The following is a 17,571-nucleotide window of genomic DNA, read 5'->3' as shown; positions in this document are numbered from 1 at the left end:
GCATCAATCCTGGTTAAGGGTATTCAGAATATGTTTGTAGCTGTTTACCCGCTGTGCGCTGATCTTACCCTCTTCTATCGCTGTTTTAATAGCGCAGCCGGGCTCCTGTTCATGATTACAGTCTCTGAATTTACAGTAGCCGATAAAAGGGGAAAACTCCCGAAAACCATCCAGAAGGTTGTCTTCGTTGATATGCCACAGTGCAAACTCACGGATTCCGGGGGAGTCGATCAAATCGCCACCCTCTGGAAAATGAAACAGCCGGGCGGTGGTGGTGGTGTGGGTACCCTTGCGGGTCGATTCAGACAAAGCCCCCACTTTGAGATCTATTCCTGGTAGTAGAGCGTTGATCAGTGAGGATTTACCCACCCCGGACTGGCCAACAAATACACTGATACGATCATTCAGCTGTTGTCGCAGGGGTGCAAGCCCCTCTTTATCTGTCGATGAGACCAGCATTACCTGATAGCCGATGCTGCGATAGAGATTGATCATCGCCTCAACCCGTGGCCGGTTTTCAGCATCAATCAGGTCGGTTTTGTTTAGCAGAATAATCGGTTCGATATCGCTGAGTTCGGCGGCGACCAGATAGCGGTCGATCAGATTGTAGTGGGCCAGAGGCTCAACGGCGATGGTGATAACGATCTGATCAATATTGGCCGCTACGGGCTTCAGCTCGCCATGGTTGTTGGGGCGTTGCAGAATTGATGTACGTGGTTGGGTTGCTACCACGACACCGTATTCGGCTCCGGCGCGCCAGATAACCCGGTCGCCGGTGACCAGCGTGTCCAGATTGGTACGCATATGACAGCGAAAGATCTGTCCGGCAGCTTCGCCATCCTGGGCTTCGACGTCAACCTGACGGCCAAAGTGGGAGATGATCTGGCCGTGCTGTTCCGGCCCCAGTTCGCCGCCCTCCAGTTGCTGGTCGATATCTGAGTCTTTGCGTGCCGCACGCTGGGTGCGCTCGTCCTGAATCTTTTGTACGCGCCAGGTTTGGCGCCGGGTAAGCTTTCGTTTCGACATTTATCAGCTAAATCAGGTGTAGGGGTGAATTTTTACAGCCTGCTAAGGTATTCTATTAAGCAATAAATTTACAGTACTGGTACTAAGGAATACACATATGTCACGGCAGAACAACCTTATCTGGATCGATCTTGAGATGACCGGTCTGGATCCGGAGCATGACAGAATCATCGAGATCGCAACCATCGTAACAGATTCTCAGCTGAATATACTGGCTGAAGGGCCAAATCTGGTGGTTCATCAATCTGACGAGCTGTTGGCGGGGATGGATGAGTGGTGTACCAAACAGCATGGTCAGTCTGGTCTGACACAGAAGGTACGGGATTCCCTGATCAGTGAACGGCAGGCAGAGCTTGATACGATAGAGTTTGTCAGCGAATATGTGGATAAAGGGGCGTCACCTATCTGTGGCAATTCCATTGGTCAGGATCGGCGTTTTCTGGTGAAGTATATGCCCGAGCTGGAAGCGTTTTTTCACTACCGCAATCTGGATGTCAGTACGATCAAAGAGCTGGCCCGGCGCTGGTCCCCCGGGGTGTTGGATGGCGTGGTGAAAAAGGGCAGCCATCTGGCGCTGGATGATATTAAAGATTCGATTAATGAGTTACAGCATTACCGTGAAACATTTTTTAACGTATAAATTAGAATAATACTGTGAGTGTAAAGTCTTGAGGTGGTTGAAGGCCTATACATTTTCTGCCATTTCTATGTTGGCGGAGCGGAATCGGATAAAGACTCATGATTGATGAAATTGATAGCGTAAACTCATTTGGTCTGCCGCTTGCTGCTGAAGAGCGGGAGATGTCGGTTGATGAGCTGGACAGGATTCTCAGTTTACAGCAATCTATTTTTTCTCAGGTCGCCAGTAATGTGTCCTGTGCCGATGTGTTGAATGCCTTGTGCCGGATGGCAGAGCAGTTGCTGCCCGCTTCTGTTGCCTCGATCATGCTGCGGGATGAACAGAGTGGCTTGCTTAATGTGTTGGTAGCACCGAGTGTGCCTCAAAGCGGCATTGAGGCATTGCAGGGGTTGTCTCCCGGTCCGGGCAGCGGCTCCTGCGGTAATGCGGTGATGCGTAATGAGCCGGTCTTCGTCAGAGACACTTTCAATGATCCCCGTTGGCAGGACCTTCGGCAGTTAGCTATCGATTTCAATCTGTGTGCCTGCTGGTCGATGCCCGTGCGCAATAATAACGGAAAGGTGATTGGCTCTTTTGCGCTCTCCTCATTTGAACACCGTTCGCCCTCGGCTTTTCATATTCGTTTATTGGATGTCGCCGCTTCGATGGCGAATATTGTTCTGGCAAAGCAGTATCAGGAGCAGGTGCTGGAAGAGCAGCGCAAGCAGCTGATTACTGCCCTCGAATACGATAGTCTGACCTCTCTGCCGAACCAGTCGAAGTTGAAACTGCAGCTGAAAAGCTGTATCTCGATGCAGTCGTTGCTGCTGATTAACCTGGATAACTTCCGTTTTATCAACACCGCTTACGGTCCATCATTTGGTGATCGCTTTCTCTGCAAGGTTGCCGAGCTGCTGGGGCAGCAGTTTCCAGACGCAGAGCTGTACCGTATCAATGCGGATGAGTTTGCCCTGTCTTACCGGCTGCCGGTAGACCTGCAACAGCAGATTGAACAGTTCAGAGCCTATCTGCTGAGTCACTCGCTGAAGATTGATGATCAGCTGTTTAGCATCACCTTTACTGCGGGTGGTGCCAGGGCACGTAAAAATCTGCTCGAACAGGCGGTGCAGGCCATGAGTCAGGCGAAAGCGCTGGGTAAAAATCGTTATCATATCTACAACGCTGAACGGGACGAACCTGATCAGGCGTTGCGCAGGGAGTATCTCCGTTGGAATGCGATGCTACATCAGGCTTTGAATGAGGGACGTGTAAAACCTTTTTTTCAGGGTGTGCGTGATAACACCAGTGGTGAAATTGTCAGCTATGAAGCGCTGGTCCGTCTGGAAGACAGCGGCACTATCTATACCCCCTATCATTTTCTCAATGCGGTTAAGCTGTCTGGTTTGTTTCCCACCATTAGCCGTCTGATGATAGATAGAGGTTTGGCGAAGATTGCCGGTACCGGGCTGACCCTGTCGGTCAATATCACAGAAGATGACCTGTTGATGGAGTATCTGGAAGGCTATCTGACAGAGAAAACCGCTGAATATGCCGTTGCGCCGCAGCAGGTCGTACTGGAAATACTTGAGGGTATCAGCGCGGCGGGCAAGAAAAATCATATTGCCCAGTTAAGCCGGCTTAAAGCACTGGGCTACAAACTGGCCATTGATGATTTTGGTACTGAGTATTCCAATTTTGAACGCATTCTTGAGCTGCATGTTGATTTTGTCAAAATCGATGCGAAGTATATAAAAAATATTGATAGCGATAGCAAGAGCTATGAGATTACCCGGGCAATTGTCTTCTTTGCCCGTAATTCCGGCATTAAAACAGTGGCTGAATTTGTCCATAATGATGCGGTGCAGCAGGTGGTTGAGTCGTTGGGGATAGATTATTCTCAGGGCTATCTGTTCAGCGAGCCCTCTCCTGATATTCTTTAGAATCAGGCGCTTCAGCAGCTGAATCCTGGCATTGCCAGCGTGTGTATTGTCCCTTCCTAAGAAAAGTATTCATCTTTAATTCATCTCTTTTGTGCTAGTTTTTGATGCGATGCACAATAATCTGAGAGGTGTTTATGAGGCCGGTTTCAATCAATCTTGCGTTGCAGGGCGGCGGTGCTCATGGGGCATTTACCTGGGGCGTGCTGGATCGTTTGCTGGAAGAGTCCTGGATCAGTTTTGATGGTATCAGTGGCACCAGTGCCGGGGCGATGAATGCGGTGATGCTGGCTGAGGGCTGGCGTCTGGGAGGTCGTGCTGGCGCCCGCCAACAGCTGGAAGCGTTCTGGCTGGCGGTGGCATCCAGCGATTACTCTATTCGCCTACCGGAGCAGCTTGAAGGGGCAGTCACCCGTTTCTGGTTGCATGCGATGCGCTATCTGTCGCCCTATGATGTCAATCTGCTGGATATCAATCCTCTTGAAGATCTGCTGAAAAAACAGGTGTGCTTTGAACAGTTAAGACTGGACTCGCCTTTTAAGTTGTTTATCGCGGCGACCGAAGTGGCCAGTGGCAAACTGAAACTGTTTAGTGAGCAGGAACTGGATCTGCCTCGTCTGCTGGCATCAGCCTGTCTGCCGAATATTCATAAAGCGATTGAGATTGATGGCGCGCATTACTGGGATGGAGGTTTTGCCGGGAATCCGGCGGTTTTTCCGCTGATCTATGAGTGTGCAGCGGATGATGTGCTGATCGTTCTGTTGCAGCCATTACTGCAGGAAAGCCTGCCTGTTTCCGCTGAGGATATTGCCGGGCGGGTTACGGAGTTAGGCTTTCAGAGCACTTTTATGCGCGAGATGCGGGCGGTGAGCAATATTCGTAAATACAGTTCAGGCTGGCGCTGGCGTCAGGGCTGGGCCGAGCGCAAAGTTAATGGGATGCGGTGTCATATAATGGCGAGTGACCCGCTGCTTGATGGGCTTAGTCGATCCAGTAAATATGATAACAGTAAGCAGTTTCTGACCGGGCTGATGATGGCCGGACGAGAAGCCTGTGATCACTGGTTACACGCGAATCAGAACGATCTGGGTAAGCGGGAGAGCTGTGATCTTCAAGGAATTTTTAGTTAAGCCTGCCGGGTTGCACTATGCCTGTTCATTATTTAAACAGGTTGAGTGGATATATATCAGTCCGGTAGCTTGCCTGCCCGGGGGTGGTTAAGAATGGGAGTACTGTTGACGGTGGTGTCGCTTTGCAGCTGAGCCAGTGCCCAGAGCGCGTGTTCTCTCACCAGCGCATCCTCGCCATCGGCCATTGTCTGCAGGGCGCTGAGAACGGCTTGCCCGCCACGGCTGTTACCCAGCGCAACGGCGATATTTCGCTGCCAGCCACGGTAGCCAGTACGCCGGATCGCTGAGCCTTCGGTACGTTTGAGAAAGGTTGCCTCATCCCACTGCTGCAGTTCCAGCAGTGAGACAGTGTCCAGGTGGTGACGGGGGCTGAAATCAGCTTCATCGCTGTATTTGGCAAAGCGGTTCCAGGGGCAGATCAGCTGGCAATCGTCACAGCCAAAGATACGGTTGCCGATCAGTGGCCGAAACACTTCGGGAATCGAGCCTTTCAGCTCTATCGTCAGATAGGAGATGCAGCGGCGGGCGTCCAGCTGATAGGGGGCTACGATTGCCTGAGTGGGGCAGATATCGATACAGGCCTGGCACTGACCGCAATGCTCCTCGCTGTAGGGGGCGTCGACGGGTAGTGGCAGATCAACGAACAGCTCGCCCAGCAAAAACCATGAGCCCGCTTCCCGGTTTAAAATCAACGTATGTTTGCCCTGCCACCCCAGTCCGCTGTTGCGTGCCAGTGGTCGTTCCAGAATCGGTGCGCTGTCAACAAAGGCGCGATAACCAAACGTTCCGGTCAGGCTTTCTATCTCTTTGCCCAGCTGGGTGAGTTTTTTTCGCATCACTTTATGATAATCACGGCCCAGCGTATAGCGGGATATATAGGCCTGATCCGGGTTCTTCAGTACCCGAACCGCTTGTGTGTCCGGTGGCAGGCAGTTCATCCGAACGCAGATAATACGCTGGGTGCCCGGCGTTAGCAGGGCGGGGTTGATGCGCTTCTCAAAATGATTTTCCAGGTAGGTCATCTCGCCCTGATAGCCTTTATCCAGCCAGGTTTGCAGTGGCTGTGCTTCCGCGCTCAGGTCCGTACTGGTGATACCGCACTGCTGAAACCCCAGCGATGAGGCGAGTAGTTTGATCTGATCAGCCAGATTTTGCAGTATTTCAGGGTCGTATTGAGTCATCGGCACTATATAATAAAGTTAGGAAAAGCCTTTCAGAGAACATGTTATGTCACATTCTGACCTGCCGGCGTCATTATACACAGCGGAACAGACCCGCGCTCTTGATCGCACTGCGATAAATTCCGGGGTGCCCGGTTTTAAGCTGATGCAGCGCGCTGGTCATGCAGCATTTGACCGGCTACGACAACGCTGGCCTGAGGTGCGCAAACTGACACTGCTTTGCGGTGGCGGCAACAATGGTGGTGACGGTTTTATCGTGGCAGTATTGGCGCAGCGCCAGGGGATGCAGGTGCAATTGCTCTGCGTTGGCGGGGATGATTTTGTCGCACGCTTATCTGGAGAGGCGTTGCAGGCCTGGGAGTGGTTGCAGGCTGAGTCTGTTGCCTGGCAGCTCTATCAGGAGCAGCCCTTTATTGGTGAGCTGATTGTTGATGGGCTGCTGGGTACCGGCATCGCCGGAGAGGTGCGCGAGCCTTACCGTCATGCGATCAGACAGATCAACCGGTCGGGTTTGCCGGTGATTGCTCTGGATATCCCCTCGGGGCTGTGCAGTGACACCGGTGCAGTATTGGGGAGTGCGGTCCGGGCGGATATGACGGTTACTTTTATCGGTGTAAAACGTGGATTACTCACCCATCAGGGGCCGGAGTTTACCGGGGAGCTGCTATTTGATGGCCTGCGGGTGAGTGATGATGTTTATGAATCGGTCGATGTTGCCGGGTTTATCACCGGTGCCGATGATGTTAGTCATCTGCTGCCTCCCCGGGATAAAACGGCCCATAAAGGCAGTTGCGGGCATGTCCTGGTGATTGGTGGTGACAGCGGAATGGGCGGCGCGGCGATTATGGCAGCACAGGCAGCTGGTCGTTGTGGCGCAGGGCTGGTGACGGTGGTCACCCGGACTGAACATCTGTCCGCACTGTTAACCCGCTATCCGGAAGCGATGGCGGTGGGCGTCCGCTCCGGTCATGAACTGGACCCTTTTATCGAGCGTGCCGATGTCCTGGTAGTGGGGCCGGGGCTGGGGAAAAACGCCTGGGGTGAACAGCTGCTGGTGCGGGCGCTGAGTTCAGATAAACCGTTGGTGCTGGATGCGGATGCGTTGAATCTGCTGGTGATGCGGCGGGAGTTTGGCCAGCGTAATGGCGACAACTGGGTGATCACCCCGCATCCGGGTGAAGCTGCCCGGCTACTGGGTTGCAGTGTCGCGGAGTTGCAGGCTGACCGGTTTGCCGCAGTGGTTGAACTGCAGTCTGCCTTTGGCGGGGTCGCGCTGCTGAAAGGGCCGGGTAGTCTGAGTTTTGATGGTGACGCACTGCACCTTAATCCTACCGGCAATCCGGGGATGGCCAGTGGCGGTATGGGCGATGTACTGAGCGGTGTGATCGGTGCACTGATTGCTCAGGGGCTGTCAGCTGCTGATGCCACCCGGCTGGGTGCCTGGCTACATGGTGCGGCGGCCGACCGCAGCGCACAACGCTATGGCGCCCGAGGTATGCAAGCGACTGATCTGTTGGCACAATTACGCTTATTGGTTAATGGTTTATGAGGACGGGCAGAGTGCCAGAGGAATCTGATTACAGTGTTTTCGTTGCCGATGAAGCTGCGATGGTGATGTTTGGGCAACAGATCGCCCGTGCCACCACTGGTGGCGAGGTGATTTTTCTCAACGGTGACCTGGGGATGGGGAAAACGACCCTGAGTCGGGGGGTATTACAGGGCTTTGGTCATCAAGGTTCGGTTAAGAGTCCCACTTATACACTGGTTGAACCCTATGAGTTGGGCGATTTAACGGTTTACCATTTTGATCTGTACCGGCTGGGAGATCCTGAAGAACTCGAATATCTGGGGATTCGGGATTACTTTACCGACCAGAGTCTCTGTCTGATTGAGTGGCCTGAACGGGGTGATGGGGTGCTGCCGCAGGCTGATCTGCTGCTAACGATAAGTGTGGAGCAGCGTGGTCGGCGGATAAATTTGCAGGCACAGACTGCAAAAGGCCGGCAACTGGCCGATAAACTTAAGGGTTGAGGCTGTTGGTATGAAGTCTTCAGGCAGTGTATGTTGTATGGGTTGAGGTTTTAAGGGCGTAGGTTGTAACGGCACGATGAGAAACAGAATGATACGACGATCAGGGCTGATAATACTGTTGATGAGCTGCTGGCTTGGTGCGGTAAACAGTTATGCTGCTGAGGTTCACAACGTGCGGGTATGGATCGCCCCGGATCATGCCCGGCTGGTGTTTGATCTGTCTGCGGCCGTGCAGCATAAGCTGTTTACGCTGAAAAAGCCTGATCGCATCGTCTTGGATGTCGCCGACGCTACCCTCTTATCCGACCTGCAGGCCGTTGATCTGACGAACAGTCCGGTATCGCTGATGCGCTCGGGCAGTCGCAACGGAGGTAAAGATCTGCGCATCGTGCTGGACCTTAAAGAGCAGGTGAAGCCTAAAAGTTTTGTCCTTAAACCCAATGATCAGTATGGCAATCGGCTGGTGGTCGATCTGTATCGGGATGTAGCGCCTGAAGCACCTCAGAAAAGCGCAGTTGCGACAGCGGATGACCCGGCAACCCTGCGGGATATCGTGATTGCGATTGATGCCGGGCATGGTGGCGAAGACCCGGGAGCGATAGGTCCCGGCCGGGTGAAGGAGAAAACCGTAGTGCTGGCAATCGCCCAGGAACTGAATGAACTGCTGAAAAAAGAGCGTGGTTTTCAGCCCCGCCTGACCCGGGACGGTGATTACTATATCAGCCTGCGTAGTCGTACTGAGCGGGCCCGCAAGATGAATGCGGATATGTTTGTCTCGATTCATGCGGATGGCTTTCAGGATCACCGGGCCCGGGGTGCCTCGGTATGGGTATTATCCCCCCGTGGTGCCAGTAGTGAGATGGGCCGCTGGCTGGCGCAAAAAGAGAACAGCGCCGACCTGATTGGCGGTGTTGGTGGGGTCAGTCTGGAAGACAAAGATGATGTGCTGGCAAAGGTGTTGCTGGATATGTCGATGACCGCCAGTCGCAGTGATAGCCGTGATATTGCTCGAAGTATTCATCGCAACATGAGTAAGTTTGCCAAAATGCATAAGACGCAGGTGGAGCAGGCGGGCTTTGTGGTGCTTAAATCGCCGGATATACCCTCGATTTTGGTTGAGACCGGTTTTATCACCAACCATGATGAGGCGGCCAAACTTAAATCGAAAGCCTACCAGCAGAAAATGGCGCAGGCTATTTTTGCCGGTATTAAAGCGCATTTTTCAGCCAAGCCCCCGGCGCTCACCTGGCTGGCCTGGCAGAAAGAGGGGCGCGGTGCAGTTAAAGCGGCGCCCTCCAGCTATAAGGTGGTCAGTGGGGATAGTCTCTCTGTTATTGCCAACCGGAACGGTGTATCGTTGTCGGCTTTACTTAAGGCGAACGGTTTGGGTAACGCTGACACCATTATGGTGGGCCAGGTGCTGAAGATCCCCGCCAGTTAATCCATTATTTGTAATCTGTGATATGTCCCGAATACACCTGCTGACTCCCCGGCTTGCGAACCAGATCGCTGCTGGTGAAGTTGTTGAACGTCCCGCTTCGGTTGTGAAAGAGATTCTGGAAAATAGTCTGGATGCCGGGGCGGGGCGGATTGAGCTGGATATCGAACAGGGCGGCGTCAAGCTGATTCGTTTGCGGGATGATGGTCAGGGGATCGAAAAAGATGATCTGCCGTTGGCGCTGAGTCGGCATGCTACCAGTAAAATCTATAATCTGGACGATCTGGAAGCGGTACAAAGTCTTGGCTTTCGTGGCGAAGCCCTGGCGTCCATCAGTTCGGTTTCCCGTTTGACATTGACCTCCCGTACCGCTGATCAGGAGGCGGGCTGGCAGGTGCAGACCGAGGGGCGGGATATGACGGCTGAGGTCTCTCCTGCGGCTCATCCTCAGGGCTCGACCGTTGAAGTGCGTGACCTGTTTTTTAACACCCCCGCGCGCCGTAAATTCCTGAAAACTGAAAAAACTGAGTTTAAACATCTTGAAGAGGTGGTTAAACGGCTGGCACTGAGCCGGTTTGATGTCGGCTTTACCCTGCGCCATAACCAGAAAGTGATCCATCAACTGCGTCCGGCTGGCAACCAGGCAGAACAGGAGCGGCGTATATCGACGTTGCTGTCTCCGGCATTTATTGAAAATTCGATGAAAGTAGATGTCTGCGCAGAAGCGTCAGGGTTGCGGCTGTGGGGTTGGGTTGCATTGCCAACGTTCTCTCGCAGCCAGGCAGACCTGCAGTATTTCTTTGTTAATGGCCGGATTATCCGCGATAAGGTCGTCGCCCATGCGTTGCGTCAGGCCTATCAGGATGTGCTCTATCATGGGCGTCATCCCGCCTATGTACTCTATATGGAGCTGGACCCTAAGCTGGTGGATGTGAATGTGCATCCGACCAAACATGAGGTGCGTTTTCGCGAGACCCGTCTGGTGCATGATTTTATTTTCCGCACCACCCATCGGGTGATTGCTGATATCCGCCCGGAGCAGGGCAGTGAACCGGCTATCTCCGGAGCCGCAGCCAGCAGTTTGTTGAGTGCTACACCGGGGCAGCCGCTGACACCGCAGAGCTTTGAGCAGAGTCGCATGCCGCTGCATCAGATGCAGGGTGAGGCTGGCGGTGGAGGGGGTGCAGGGTTTATAGCTTCGCGCAGCTATCAGTCTGAGCGCCCGGTTGCCGGTCAGATTCGTGATCAGATATCCGCTTACGGGGCACTGCATCCGCAACGGGATTCCGCTAGTGTGCTGCCCGCAGCGCCGATGCCTGAGGCCGATGATACGGAATGCCCGCCGCTGGGATATGCGATCGCTCAGCTGCACGGGGTGTTTGTGCTGGCGCAGAATGATGCCGGTCTGGTGGTGGTGGATATGCATGCGGCCCATGAACGGGTGGTATATGAGCGCATGAAGCTGGCCTATGAGGCCGAAGGGGTGCGCAGTCAGCCGCTGCTGGTGCCGGTGAGTATGGCGGTCAGCTCGATGGAAGCTGACTGCGCTGAAGAGCAGGCAGAGGTGTTCTCTAAGCTGGGCTTTGAGATCGCCCGGATGGGGGAGGAGACCCTGGTCGTGCGGCAGGTTCCGGTGGCGCTCGCCAGTGCTGATATCAGTAAACTGATACTCGATGTGCTGGGGGATATGACTCAGTTTGGCAGCAGTCAGAAAATTCAGCAGCATACGAATGAGCTGCTGGCGACCATGGCGTGTCATGGGTCGGTGAGAGCCAATCGACAGCTGACGATTCCGGAGATGAATGCGCTATTGCGGGATATGGAACGCACCGAGCGCAGCGGACAGTGCAACCATGGTCGCCCGACCTGGACGCAGATGTCGATGCATGACCTCGATAGCCTGTTTATGCGGGGGCAGTAAGTTGAGTAATCAGCTGTTACCACCGGCCATCTTTCTGATGGGGCCAACCGCCTCGGGTAAAACAGATCTGGCGATGGCGCTGTGTGACCGGTTGCCCTGCGACATCATCAGTGTCGACTCGGCAATGATCTACCGGGAGATGAATATCGGTACGGCTACGCCGGATGCTGAGTTTTTGGCCCGTTATCCGCATCGGCTGGTGGATATTCTGGATCCGGCTGAGAGTTACTCAGCGGCGGATTTCAGAGCCGACGCCCTGCGGGAGATGGCGGAGATCTGTGCGGCAGGCAGAATTCCGCTGCTGGTAGGCGGTACGATGCTCTATTATCAGGCGCTGTTGCAAGGCCTTGCTACCCTGCCGCCGGCGGATCAGGCTATTCGTGACCGCCTGGTGAGAGACGCGGAACAGCACGGCTGGGAGTCTCTGCATCAGCGTTTGCAGCAAGTTGATCCTCAGGCCGCGCAACGAATTCATCCGAATGATCCGCAGCGGATGCAGCGGGCGCTGGAAGTTTACGAACTGACCGGGCGTTCGATGACCGAGTTATGGCAGGAGCAGGAAGCGCAGCGACTGTCCTACAATGTCACTCAGATCTGCGTGATGCCTGCTGAGCGAAAAGTCCTGCATGAGCGGATTGAGAAACGTTTTCACAGCATGTTGGAACAAGGCTTTGAAGCTGAGGTCAGAGCACTGTGGCAACGCGGCGATCTGAACCTGCAGATGCCTTCGGTCCGCTGTGTCGGCTATCGGCAGATGTGGGAGTATTTTGATGGCCTGTGGGATTACCCGACAATGATCGAAAAAGGTGTCATTGCCACGCGCCAACTGGCGAAACGGCAGGTCACCTGGCTGCGTAGTTGGGATAATCTGCACCATTTTGAATCTGCAGACCCTAATTTAACCAATAATGCCTTGAAATTGTTGGATGGGATCATTATATAATGCAGTACTGAAAAATAATTTTTGGGCTGTCCGGCTTTTTTGTGACAGCGTTATGTATCGTCGGATAAAATTATACTTCTGAAACGGTGCACCACTTACTCATGGGAAGGAGCTTCCAATGTCAAAAGGGCAATCATTACAAGACCCTTATCTGAACGTACTGCGTAAAGAACGCGTACCTGTTTCGATTTTTCTTGTAAACGGTATCAAACTTCAAGGGCAGATCGAGTCATTTGATCAGTTTGTTATTCTGCTGAAAAATACTGTCAGCCAGATGGTTTACAAACACGCTATTTCTACTGTGGTTCCAGCCCGTCCGGTAAAACTACCGCAGGGTGATGAATCGACTGACTGAGGTATTCATTGTTCTTTGAGCGCCCTGAGTCTGGCGAATGCGCCATTCTTGTTCATATCGATATGGCAGATGAGGTGGACCGTGAAAGTCCGAAAGAGCTCGAAGAGCTCGCCCTGTCTGCTGGTGCAGATCCGGTAGCCTTTCTTACCGGGTCTCGCAGTCTCCCTAACCCCCAAACGTTTATCGGCTCTGGTAAGGTTGAAGAGCTGAAAGATCTCGTGCGCCTGCATGGTGCTGAACTGGTGATTTTTAATCACAGTTTAAGCCCCGGTCAGGAGCGCAACATCGAACGTGAAATTGAGTGTCGGGTGCTGGATCGTACCGGTCTGATTCTGGATATTTTTGCCCAGCGTGCCCGCACCCATGAAGGTAAGCTTCAGGTCGAACTGGCACAGCTGGAGCATATGTCGACCCGTCTGATTCGCGGCTGGACCCACCTGGAACGACAGAAGGGTGGTATCGGTCTGCGGGGGCCGGGTGAAACCCAGCTTGAAACCGACCGTCGTCTGTTGCGGGCAAGAATTAAAAGTATTCTTAAGCGGCTGGAGAAGGTGCGCAAGCAGCGGGAACAGGGGCGTCGGGCCCGCAGTCGCTCTGCGGTACCCACAATCTCGCTGGTAGGTTATACCAACGCGGGTAAATCCACCCTGTTTAATCGTATCACTGACGCTGAGGTGTATGCCGCAGATCAGCTGTTTGCGACCCTTGATCCAACGCTGCGGCGTATCGATCTGACCGATGTCGGGCCTGCGATTCTGGCTGATACCGTGGGCTTTATCCGTCACCTTCCTCACAAGCTTGTCGAGGCATTCCGTGCTACTCTGCAAGAGACTACGGAAGCCGAGCTGCTGCTTCATGTTATCGACGCATATGATGAAGACCGGCAGTCGCATATGGATGAAGTACACTCGGTGCTAAAAGAGATCGGCGCGGATGAGGTGCTGACGCTCGAGGTGTATAACAAAATCGATATGCTTGAACGGGCGGAGGCCCGCATCGACCGTAACGATGAGGGCAAACCTGTACGAGTATGGGTGTCTGCTGTATCGGGTGCGGGTGTTGATCTGCTGTTTCAGGCGATCACTGAGTTATTGGTTGATGATATTTTTCATGAGCAGTTAAGCCTGAGGCCCGATGAGGGTGGTTTGCGTGCTCAGCTGTATGCTCAGGGCGCTGTTTTGAATGAAGCGGTGGATGAGCAGGGTGTCATTGATCTGGAAGTACGCATGCAGAAAAAAGATCTGCTGCAGCTGTTAAGCCGTATGAACATTGCACCGGAAAGATACCTCGGCGTTAATGTTAACAAACCCGAGTGGTTGCATAGTTAATCTATGCTACTTACAATTTTTCAACGATCTAAACAGTTCTATAACGGAGTACAGTATGGCTTGGAATGAGCCTGGTGGTAACGGGAATAATCAGGATCCCTGGAATAGCGGCGGTGATCGCCGTGGTGGTAAAAAGGATCAGGGGCCACCTGATCTGGATGAAGCGCTGCAAAAGCTGCAGGAAAAGCTGAACGGTATATTTGGTAAAAGCGGCGGTAATAAAGGTAACGGCGGCTCTGGCTCCGGACCTTCTGGCGGCTCTTCTGCCGGGTTGCTGGCTGTTGTTGTGGTTGTGTTGCTGATCGGCTGGGCGGTGATGGGCTTCTATACTGTGGATCAGCAGGAGCGTGGTGTGGTGCTGCGACTGGGTAAATATCATGAAACGGTGATGCCGGGCCTGCAGTGGAATCCGCCGATGATCGATGATGTTATGACGGCCAATGTCACCCGGGTAAGCGCCTATGAGCATCGCTCGCTGATGCTGACAGAGGATGAGAATATCGTTGATGTGAGTATGACTGTACAGTACGTCATCTCTGATCCGGTTAACTATGCTCTGAAAGTTCGTGATCCGAATCTGAGTCTGCAGCATGCCTCTGAATCGGCGCTGCGTCATACCGTAGGTTCATCTGAGATGAACTCTATTCTGACGGCCGGCCGTGAAGTGCTGGGTAATGACGTAAAAATGCGTCTCCAGGGTTATATGGATGACTACCAGACCGGTTTGCGCATCACTCAGGTGAATATTAAGGAGGCGAAAGCGCCTTCTCAGGTTCAGGATGCCTTTGATGACGTGATCAAGGCGCGTGAGGATGAGCAGCGCTCAATCAACCAGTCTGAGTCTTACCGTAATGGTATTGTCCCTGAGGCGCGAGGTAATGCTCAGCGGATGAAAGAGGAAGCGAGCGGTTATCGCGAGCGGGTTGTAGCTCAGGCAGAGGGTGATGCGAAACGTTTCACTTCGTTGCTGGCCGAGTATAGCAAAGCGCCGGAAGTCACCCGTGAACGTCTCTATCTTGATGCGATGGAAACCGTGCTGGCTAATAACTCTAAAGTGCTGATTGATGTTGAAGGTGGTAACAATATGATGTACCTGCCGCTGGATAAGCTGGTTGAAAACCGGCCCCGTACAGCAACCGGTACTAATACCAGTCGGTTGAGCAGTTCTGAGCTACGGGATGTAACCAATCAGGTAGTTGAACAGCTTCGTCAGCGCCAGCAAACGACCCCACGGGAGACACGCTAATGTCAGGTAAATCTATGGCGGGTGTAGTGATCGCGTTGTTGCTCATCGTGGTTGGTTTCAACACCCTGTATATTATTAAAGAAACTGATCGGGCTGTACTGTTGAAGTTCGGTGAGATTGTTAATCCGGATGTCAAACCGGGCTTACATATCCGCTGGCCGATTATCAATACGCTGCGTAAGTTTGATGGGCGGGTGCAAACTCTGGATGCGCAGCCTCAGTCATATCTGACCGTTGAGAAGAAGCGTCTGATCGTTGATTCATTTATCAAATGGCGTATCACTGATCCGCTAAAATACTACACCGCAACATCGGGTGATGAGTATAAAGCGGCTGAGCTGCTGCTGCCCAACGTCGATGCCGGCCTGCGTAATCAGTTTGGTGAGCGGACGTTGACTGAAGTGGTTTCCGGTGAGCGTGATGAGCTCATGCTGGAACTGGTCAGTTCATTGAGTGTTCAGACTCAGGAAGAGCTGGGTATTGAGCTGATCGATATTCGTGTTAAGAAGATCGATCTGCCACAGGAGGTGTCTGCTTCAGTGTATGAGCGGATGCGGACTGAGCGTGAGCGGGAAGCCCGTGAACTGCGTTCTCGTGGTAAGGAGCTTGCAGAGGGTATCCAGGCGGATGCTGATCGTCAGAAGGCGGTTATTGAGGCGAATGCCTATCGTGATGCGCAGCAGGTGCGTGGTGAAGGTGATGCCAAGGCTGCCAGTATCTATGCTGAGGCCTACACTAAAGATCCTGAGTTTTACGCTTTTTATCGCAGTCTGAATGCGTATAAAGAAGCGTTTAATCAGCAGGGCGATATTATGGTGCTCAAGCCTGACAGTGATTTCTTCCGCTATCTGGGTAATTCCAATGGCAAGACAGCGGAATAAGCCAATTGTCGTATAAAAAATCCGCGGAATAGGCTGCACTAAAGCGTCTGTTCCGTGGTAGAATTCCGTAACCGGGTTTTGACCCGGTTTTTTTATGTGGCGGCTGTGCCGTTGTGTTGAGGTGGGTAATGCATTCTGAACTCTGGCACCAGTTACTGATCGGTTTCTGCCTGATGCTGGTGATGGAGGGTATTATGCCTTTCCTCTATCCGCAACGCTGGCGTAACCTGGTTCATCAGTTGGCGCTGGTGAGTAACCGCGGCCTGCGCATAACCGGTTTTGTAAGTATGATGGCTGGCGTCATCCTGCTTTATATATTTAACTGATCCACTGTATTTCGGAGAGTTACATGTCGTTGGCAGAACGCTGGTTGTTACCAGACGGCGTCAAAGAGGTGCTGCCGCCTCAGGCACAAAAGGTGGAGGCGGCGCGTCGTCGTTTGCTGGATCTCTATGATACCTGGGGCTATGAGTTGGTGATGACCCCGCTGATCGAGCATCTTGATTCCCTGTTGGTGGGGGTTGGCCGCGATCTGGAACTGAACACCTTTAAAGTCACCGATCAGCTGACCGGCCGGATGCTTGGCATTCGCGCTGATATTACCCAGCAGGTGGCCCGCATTGATGCGAATCATCTGAGTAATCAGGGGCCGGTGCGTTTTTGTTATTGCAGCACGGTGCTGCACACCCTGCCAGCGAATCCGCTGGCGTCTCGAAACCCGCTACAGGTGGGTGCTGAACTGTTTGGTCATTCCGGTGTTGCCAGCGACGTTGAGATTATCTCGCTGATGGTGGAAACCCTGAATGCGATGCAGGTTAATCAGGACTTGAGTCTCGATCTGGGCCATGTGGGTATCTACCGTGGTTTGATGGGCGAGGCCGCATTAACGGCTAATCAGGAAGCAGAGTACTTTGAACTGTTGCAGCGTAAGGATATGCCTGAAATTGCACGCTTCCTGGCATCGTCTGGTCTTTCTGAAGTAGTTAAGTCACACCTGGCTGTGCTGCCAACCCTGCACGGTGGTCGGGAGGTGCTGGAAAAAGCACGCAGCTGTTTCGCTGATGTTGAAGCATCGATTATTGACGCGCTGGATTATCTGGATGCCCTTGCGGAGCAGATATCGCGGCGTTATCCGCAGCTTGATCTGTATTTTGATCTGAGCGAGCTGCGGGGCTATAACTATCACACCGGTATGGTTTTCGCTGCCTATGTTCCGGCATTTGGGCAGGCGGTTGCCAAGGGTGGTCGTTATGATGAAGTGGGGCGCGATTTTGGTCGTGCCCGTCCGGCAACCGGATTCAGTGCTGATCTGAAAACTCTTGTAGAGTTGTCTGCAGCACAGCAAAAGCCAGCACGAAAGGTTGTGCGGGTTCCGGCTACCGAAGATTCTGCGGCTCTGGATGCTGTGGCTAAGCTGAGAGCTCAGGGGGAGCGTGTTGTGCCGTTGCTGGATGATGCTGTGGTGGAAGATGCACAGCAGTTTACTCACCAGTTGGTGCAGCAGGATGGGGCTTGGGTTCTCGAGAGCCTGTAAC

The 17,571-nt window shown here is 53.2% G+C and carries 16 protein-coding genes; 14 read left to right on the top strand and 2 right to left on the bottom strand.

The genetic code is table 11. The features are described 5' to 3' along the window. Nucleotides 1–3: 3 nt before the first annotated feature. A complete protein-coding gene (rsgA, locus tag ACQY8X_RS06705; protein ID WP_428034370.1) occupies nt 4–1,026 on the bottom strand; it encodes a small ribosomal subunit biogenesis GTPase RsgA in 1,023 nt (340 codons plus the stop codon). A 97-nt stretch (nt 1,027–1,123) separates the two neighbouring features. Here rsgA and orn point away from each other — a divergent pair, with 97 nt between their 5' ends. From orn to ACQY8X_RS06690, 3 genes are all read left to right on the top strand, one after another. Continuing rightward, nucleotides 1,124–1,666: an oligoribonuclease gene (orn, locus tag ACQY8X_RS06700; protein WP_428034369.1), complete on the top strand. Its 543-nt coding sequence runs from the start codon at nt 1,124–1,126 to the stop codon at nt 1,664–1,666. A gap of 98 nt (nt 1,667–1,764) precedes the next feature. After that, nucleotides 1,765–3,585 (top strand): EAL domain-containing protein, encoded by a 1,821-nt coding sequence (locus ACQY8X_RS06695; RefSeq protein ID WP_428034368.1) that lies wholly within the window; start codon nt 1,765–1,767, stop codon nt 3,583–3,585. Nucleotides 3,586–3,719: 134 nt separating this feature from the next. Then, complete coding sequence (locus ACQY8X_RS06690; RefSeq protein WP_428034367.1) at nt 3,720–4,712, top strand: patatin-like phospholipase family protein; 993 nt, start codon at nt 3,720–3,722, stop codon at nt 4,710–4,712. A 56-nt stretch (nt 4,713–4,768) separates the two neighbouring features. Here the strand turns inward: ACQY8X_RS06690 and queG are convergent, their stop codons facing one another. Then, entirely contained in the window at nt 4,769–5,893 is a 1,125-nt protein-coding gene (gene queG / locus ACQY8X_RS06685) for a tRNA epoxyqueuosine(34) reductase QueG (protein ID WP_428034366.1), read from the bottom strand. Nucleotides 5,894–5,939: 46 nt separating this feature from the next. On the opposite strand from queG, the gene ACQY8X_RS06680 reads away from it, so the two are divergent. The 11 genes from ACQY8X_RS06680 (at nt 5,940) to ACQY8X_RS06630 (ending at nt 17,570) form a co-directional block, all read left to right on the top strand. After that, on the top strand, nt 5,940–7,442 hold the full coding sequence (locus ACQY8X_RS06680) for an NAD(P)H-hydrate dehydratase (RefSeq protein WP_428034365.1): 1,503 nt from the start codon (nt 5,940–5,942) through the stop codon (nt 7,440–7,442). Between the two features lie 11 nt (nt 7,443–7,453). Next, on the top strand, nt 7,454–7,924 hold the full coding sequence (gene tsaE, locus ACQY8X_RS06675; RefSeq protein ID WP_428034364.1) for a tRNA (adenosine(37)-N6)-threonylcarbamoyltransferase complex ATPase subunit type 1 TsaE: 471 nt from the start codon (nt 7,454–7,456) through the stop codon (nt 7,922–7,924). Nucleotides 7,925–8,012: 88 nt separating this feature from the next. Next, nucleotides 8,013–9,365 (top strand): N-acetylmuramoyl-L-alanine amidase, encoded by a 1,353-nt coding sequence (locus ACQY8X_RS06670; RefSeq protein WP_428034363.1) that lies wholly within the window; start codon nt 8,013–8,015, stop codon nt 9,363–9,365. A gap of 22 nt (nt 9,366–9,387) precedes the next feature. Then, entirely contained in the window at nt 9,388–11,283 is a 1,896-nt protein-coding gene (gene mutL / locus ACQY8X_RS06665; protein ID WP_428034362.1) for a DNA mismatch repair endonuclease MutL, read from the top strand. Beyond that, nucleotides 11,249–12,226: a tRNA (adenosine(37)-N6)-dimethylallyltransferase MiaA gene (gene miaA / locus ACQY8X_RS06660; RefSeq protein ID WP_428034361.1), complete on the top strand. Its 978-nt coding sequence runs from the start codon at nt 11,249–11,251 to the stop codon at nt 12,224–12,226. The genes mutL and miaA overlap by 35 nt, the downstream gene beginning before the upstream one ends. 118 nt (nt 12,227–12,344) lie before the next feature. After that, nucleotides 12,345–12,581, top strand: coding sequence for an RNA chaperone Hfq (gene hfq, locus ACQY8X_RS06655; protein ID WP_091361235.1), 237 nt, complete (start codon nt 12,345–12,347; stop codon nt 12,579–12,581). An 8-nt stretch (nt 12,582–12,589) separates the two neighbouring features. Further along, entirely contained in the window at nt 12,590–13,909 is a 1,320-nt protein-coding gene (hflX, locus tag ACQY8X_RS06650; protein ID WP_428034360.1) for a ribosome rescue GTPase HflX, read from the top strand. A 55-nt stretch (nt 13,910–13,964) separates the two neighbouring features. Further along, a complete protein-coding gene (gene hflK / locus ACQY8X_RS06645; protein WP_428034359.1) occupies nt 13,965–15,155 on the top strand; it encodes an FtsH protease activity modulator HflK in 1,191 nt (396 codons plus the stop codon). Next, complete coding sequence (hflC, locus tag ACQY8X_RS06640; protein WP_428034358.1) at nt 15,155–16,036, top strand: protease modulator HflC; 882 nt, start codon at nt 15,155–15,157, stop codon at nt 16,034–16,036. Before hflK ends, hflC begins: the two co-directional genes overlap by 1 nt. A 128-nt stretch (nt 16,037–16,164) precedes the next feature. After that, entirely contained in the window at nt 16,165–16,362 is a 198-nt protein-coding gene (locus ACQY8X_RS06635; RefSeq protein WP_428034357.1) for a DUF2065 domain-containing protein, read from the top strand. A 23-nt stretch (nt 16,363–16,385) separates the two neighbouring features. Continuing rightward, nucleotides 16,386–17,570: an ATP phosphoribosyltransferase regulatory subunit gene (locus ACQY8X_RS06630; protein ID WP_428034356.1), complete on the top strand. Its 1,185-nt coding sequence runs from the start codon at nt 16,386–16,388 to the stop codon at nt 17,568–17,570. Nucleotide 17,571: the final 1 nt, after the last annotated feature.

This window comes from Amphritea sp., assembly GCF_050300915.1.
Lineage (GTDB): Bacteria > Pseudomonadota > Gammaproteobacteria > Pseudomonadales > Balneatricaceae > Amphritea.
Note: the sequence above shows the minus strand (reverse complement) of the source record. Positions and strands in the feature narration are given on the sequence as shown.

What these genes read in the sequence shown, in the direction of transcription:
- rsgA (WP_428034370.1), bottom strand. Translation starts at nt 1,026, where the DNA reads ATGTCGAAACGAAAGCTTACCCGGCGCCAAACCTGGCGCGTACAAAAG.
- orn (WP_428034369.1), top strand. Translation starts at nt 1,124, where the DNA reads ATGTCACGGCAGAACAACCTTATCTGGATCGATCTTGAGATGACCGGT.
- ACQY8X_RS06695 (WP_428034368.1), top strand. Translation starts at nt 1,765, where the DNA reads ATGATTGATGAAATTGATAGCGTAAACTCATTTGGTCTGCCGCTTGCT.
- ACQY8X_RS06690 (WP_428034367.1), top strand. Translation starts at nt 3,720, where the DNA reads ATGAGGCCGGTTTCAATCAATCTTGCGTTGCAGGGCGGCGGTGCTCAT.
- queG (WP_428034366.1), bottom strand. Translation starts at nt 5,893, where the DNA reads ATGACTCAATACGACCCTGAAATACTGCAAAATCTGGCTGATCAGATC.
- ACQY8X_RS06680 (WP_428034365.1), top strand. Translation starts at nt 5,940, where the DNA reads ATGTCACATTCTGACCTGCCGGCGTCATTATACACAGCGGAACAGACC.
- ACQY8X_RS06670 (WP_428034363.1), top strand. Translation starts at nt 8,013, where the DNA reads ATGATACGACGATCAGGGCTGATAATACTGTTGATGAGCTGCTGGCTT.
- mutL (WP_428034362.1), top strand. Translation starts at nt 9,388, where the DNA reads ATGTCCCGAATACACCTGCTGACTCCCCGGCTTGCGAACCAGATCGCT.
- miaA (WP_428034361.1), top strand. Translation starts at nt 11,249, where the DNA reads ATGACCTCGATAGCCTGTTTATGCGGGGGCAGTAAGTTGAGTAATCAG.
- hfq (WP_091361235.1), top strand. Translation starts at nt 12,345, where the DNA reads ATGTCAAAAGGGCAATCATTACAAGACCCTTATCTGAACGTACTGCGT.
- hflK (WP_428034359.1), top strand. Translation starts at nt 13,965, where the DNA reads ATGGCTTGGAATGAGCCTGGTGGTAACGGGAATAATCAGGATCCCTGG.
- hflC (WP_428034358.1), top strand. Translation starts at nt 15,155, where the DNA reads ATGTCAGGTAAATCTATGGCGGGTGTAGTGATCGCGTTGTTGCTCATC.
- ACQY8X_RS06635 (WP_428034357.1), top strand. Translation starts at nt 16,165, where the DNA reads ATGCATTCTGAACTCTGGCACCAGTTACTGATCGGTTTCTGCCTGATG.
- ACQY8X_RS06630 (WP_428034356.1), top strand. Translation starts at nt 16,386, where the DNA reads ATGTCGTTGGCAGAACGCTGGTTGTTACCAGACGGCGTCAAAGAGGTG.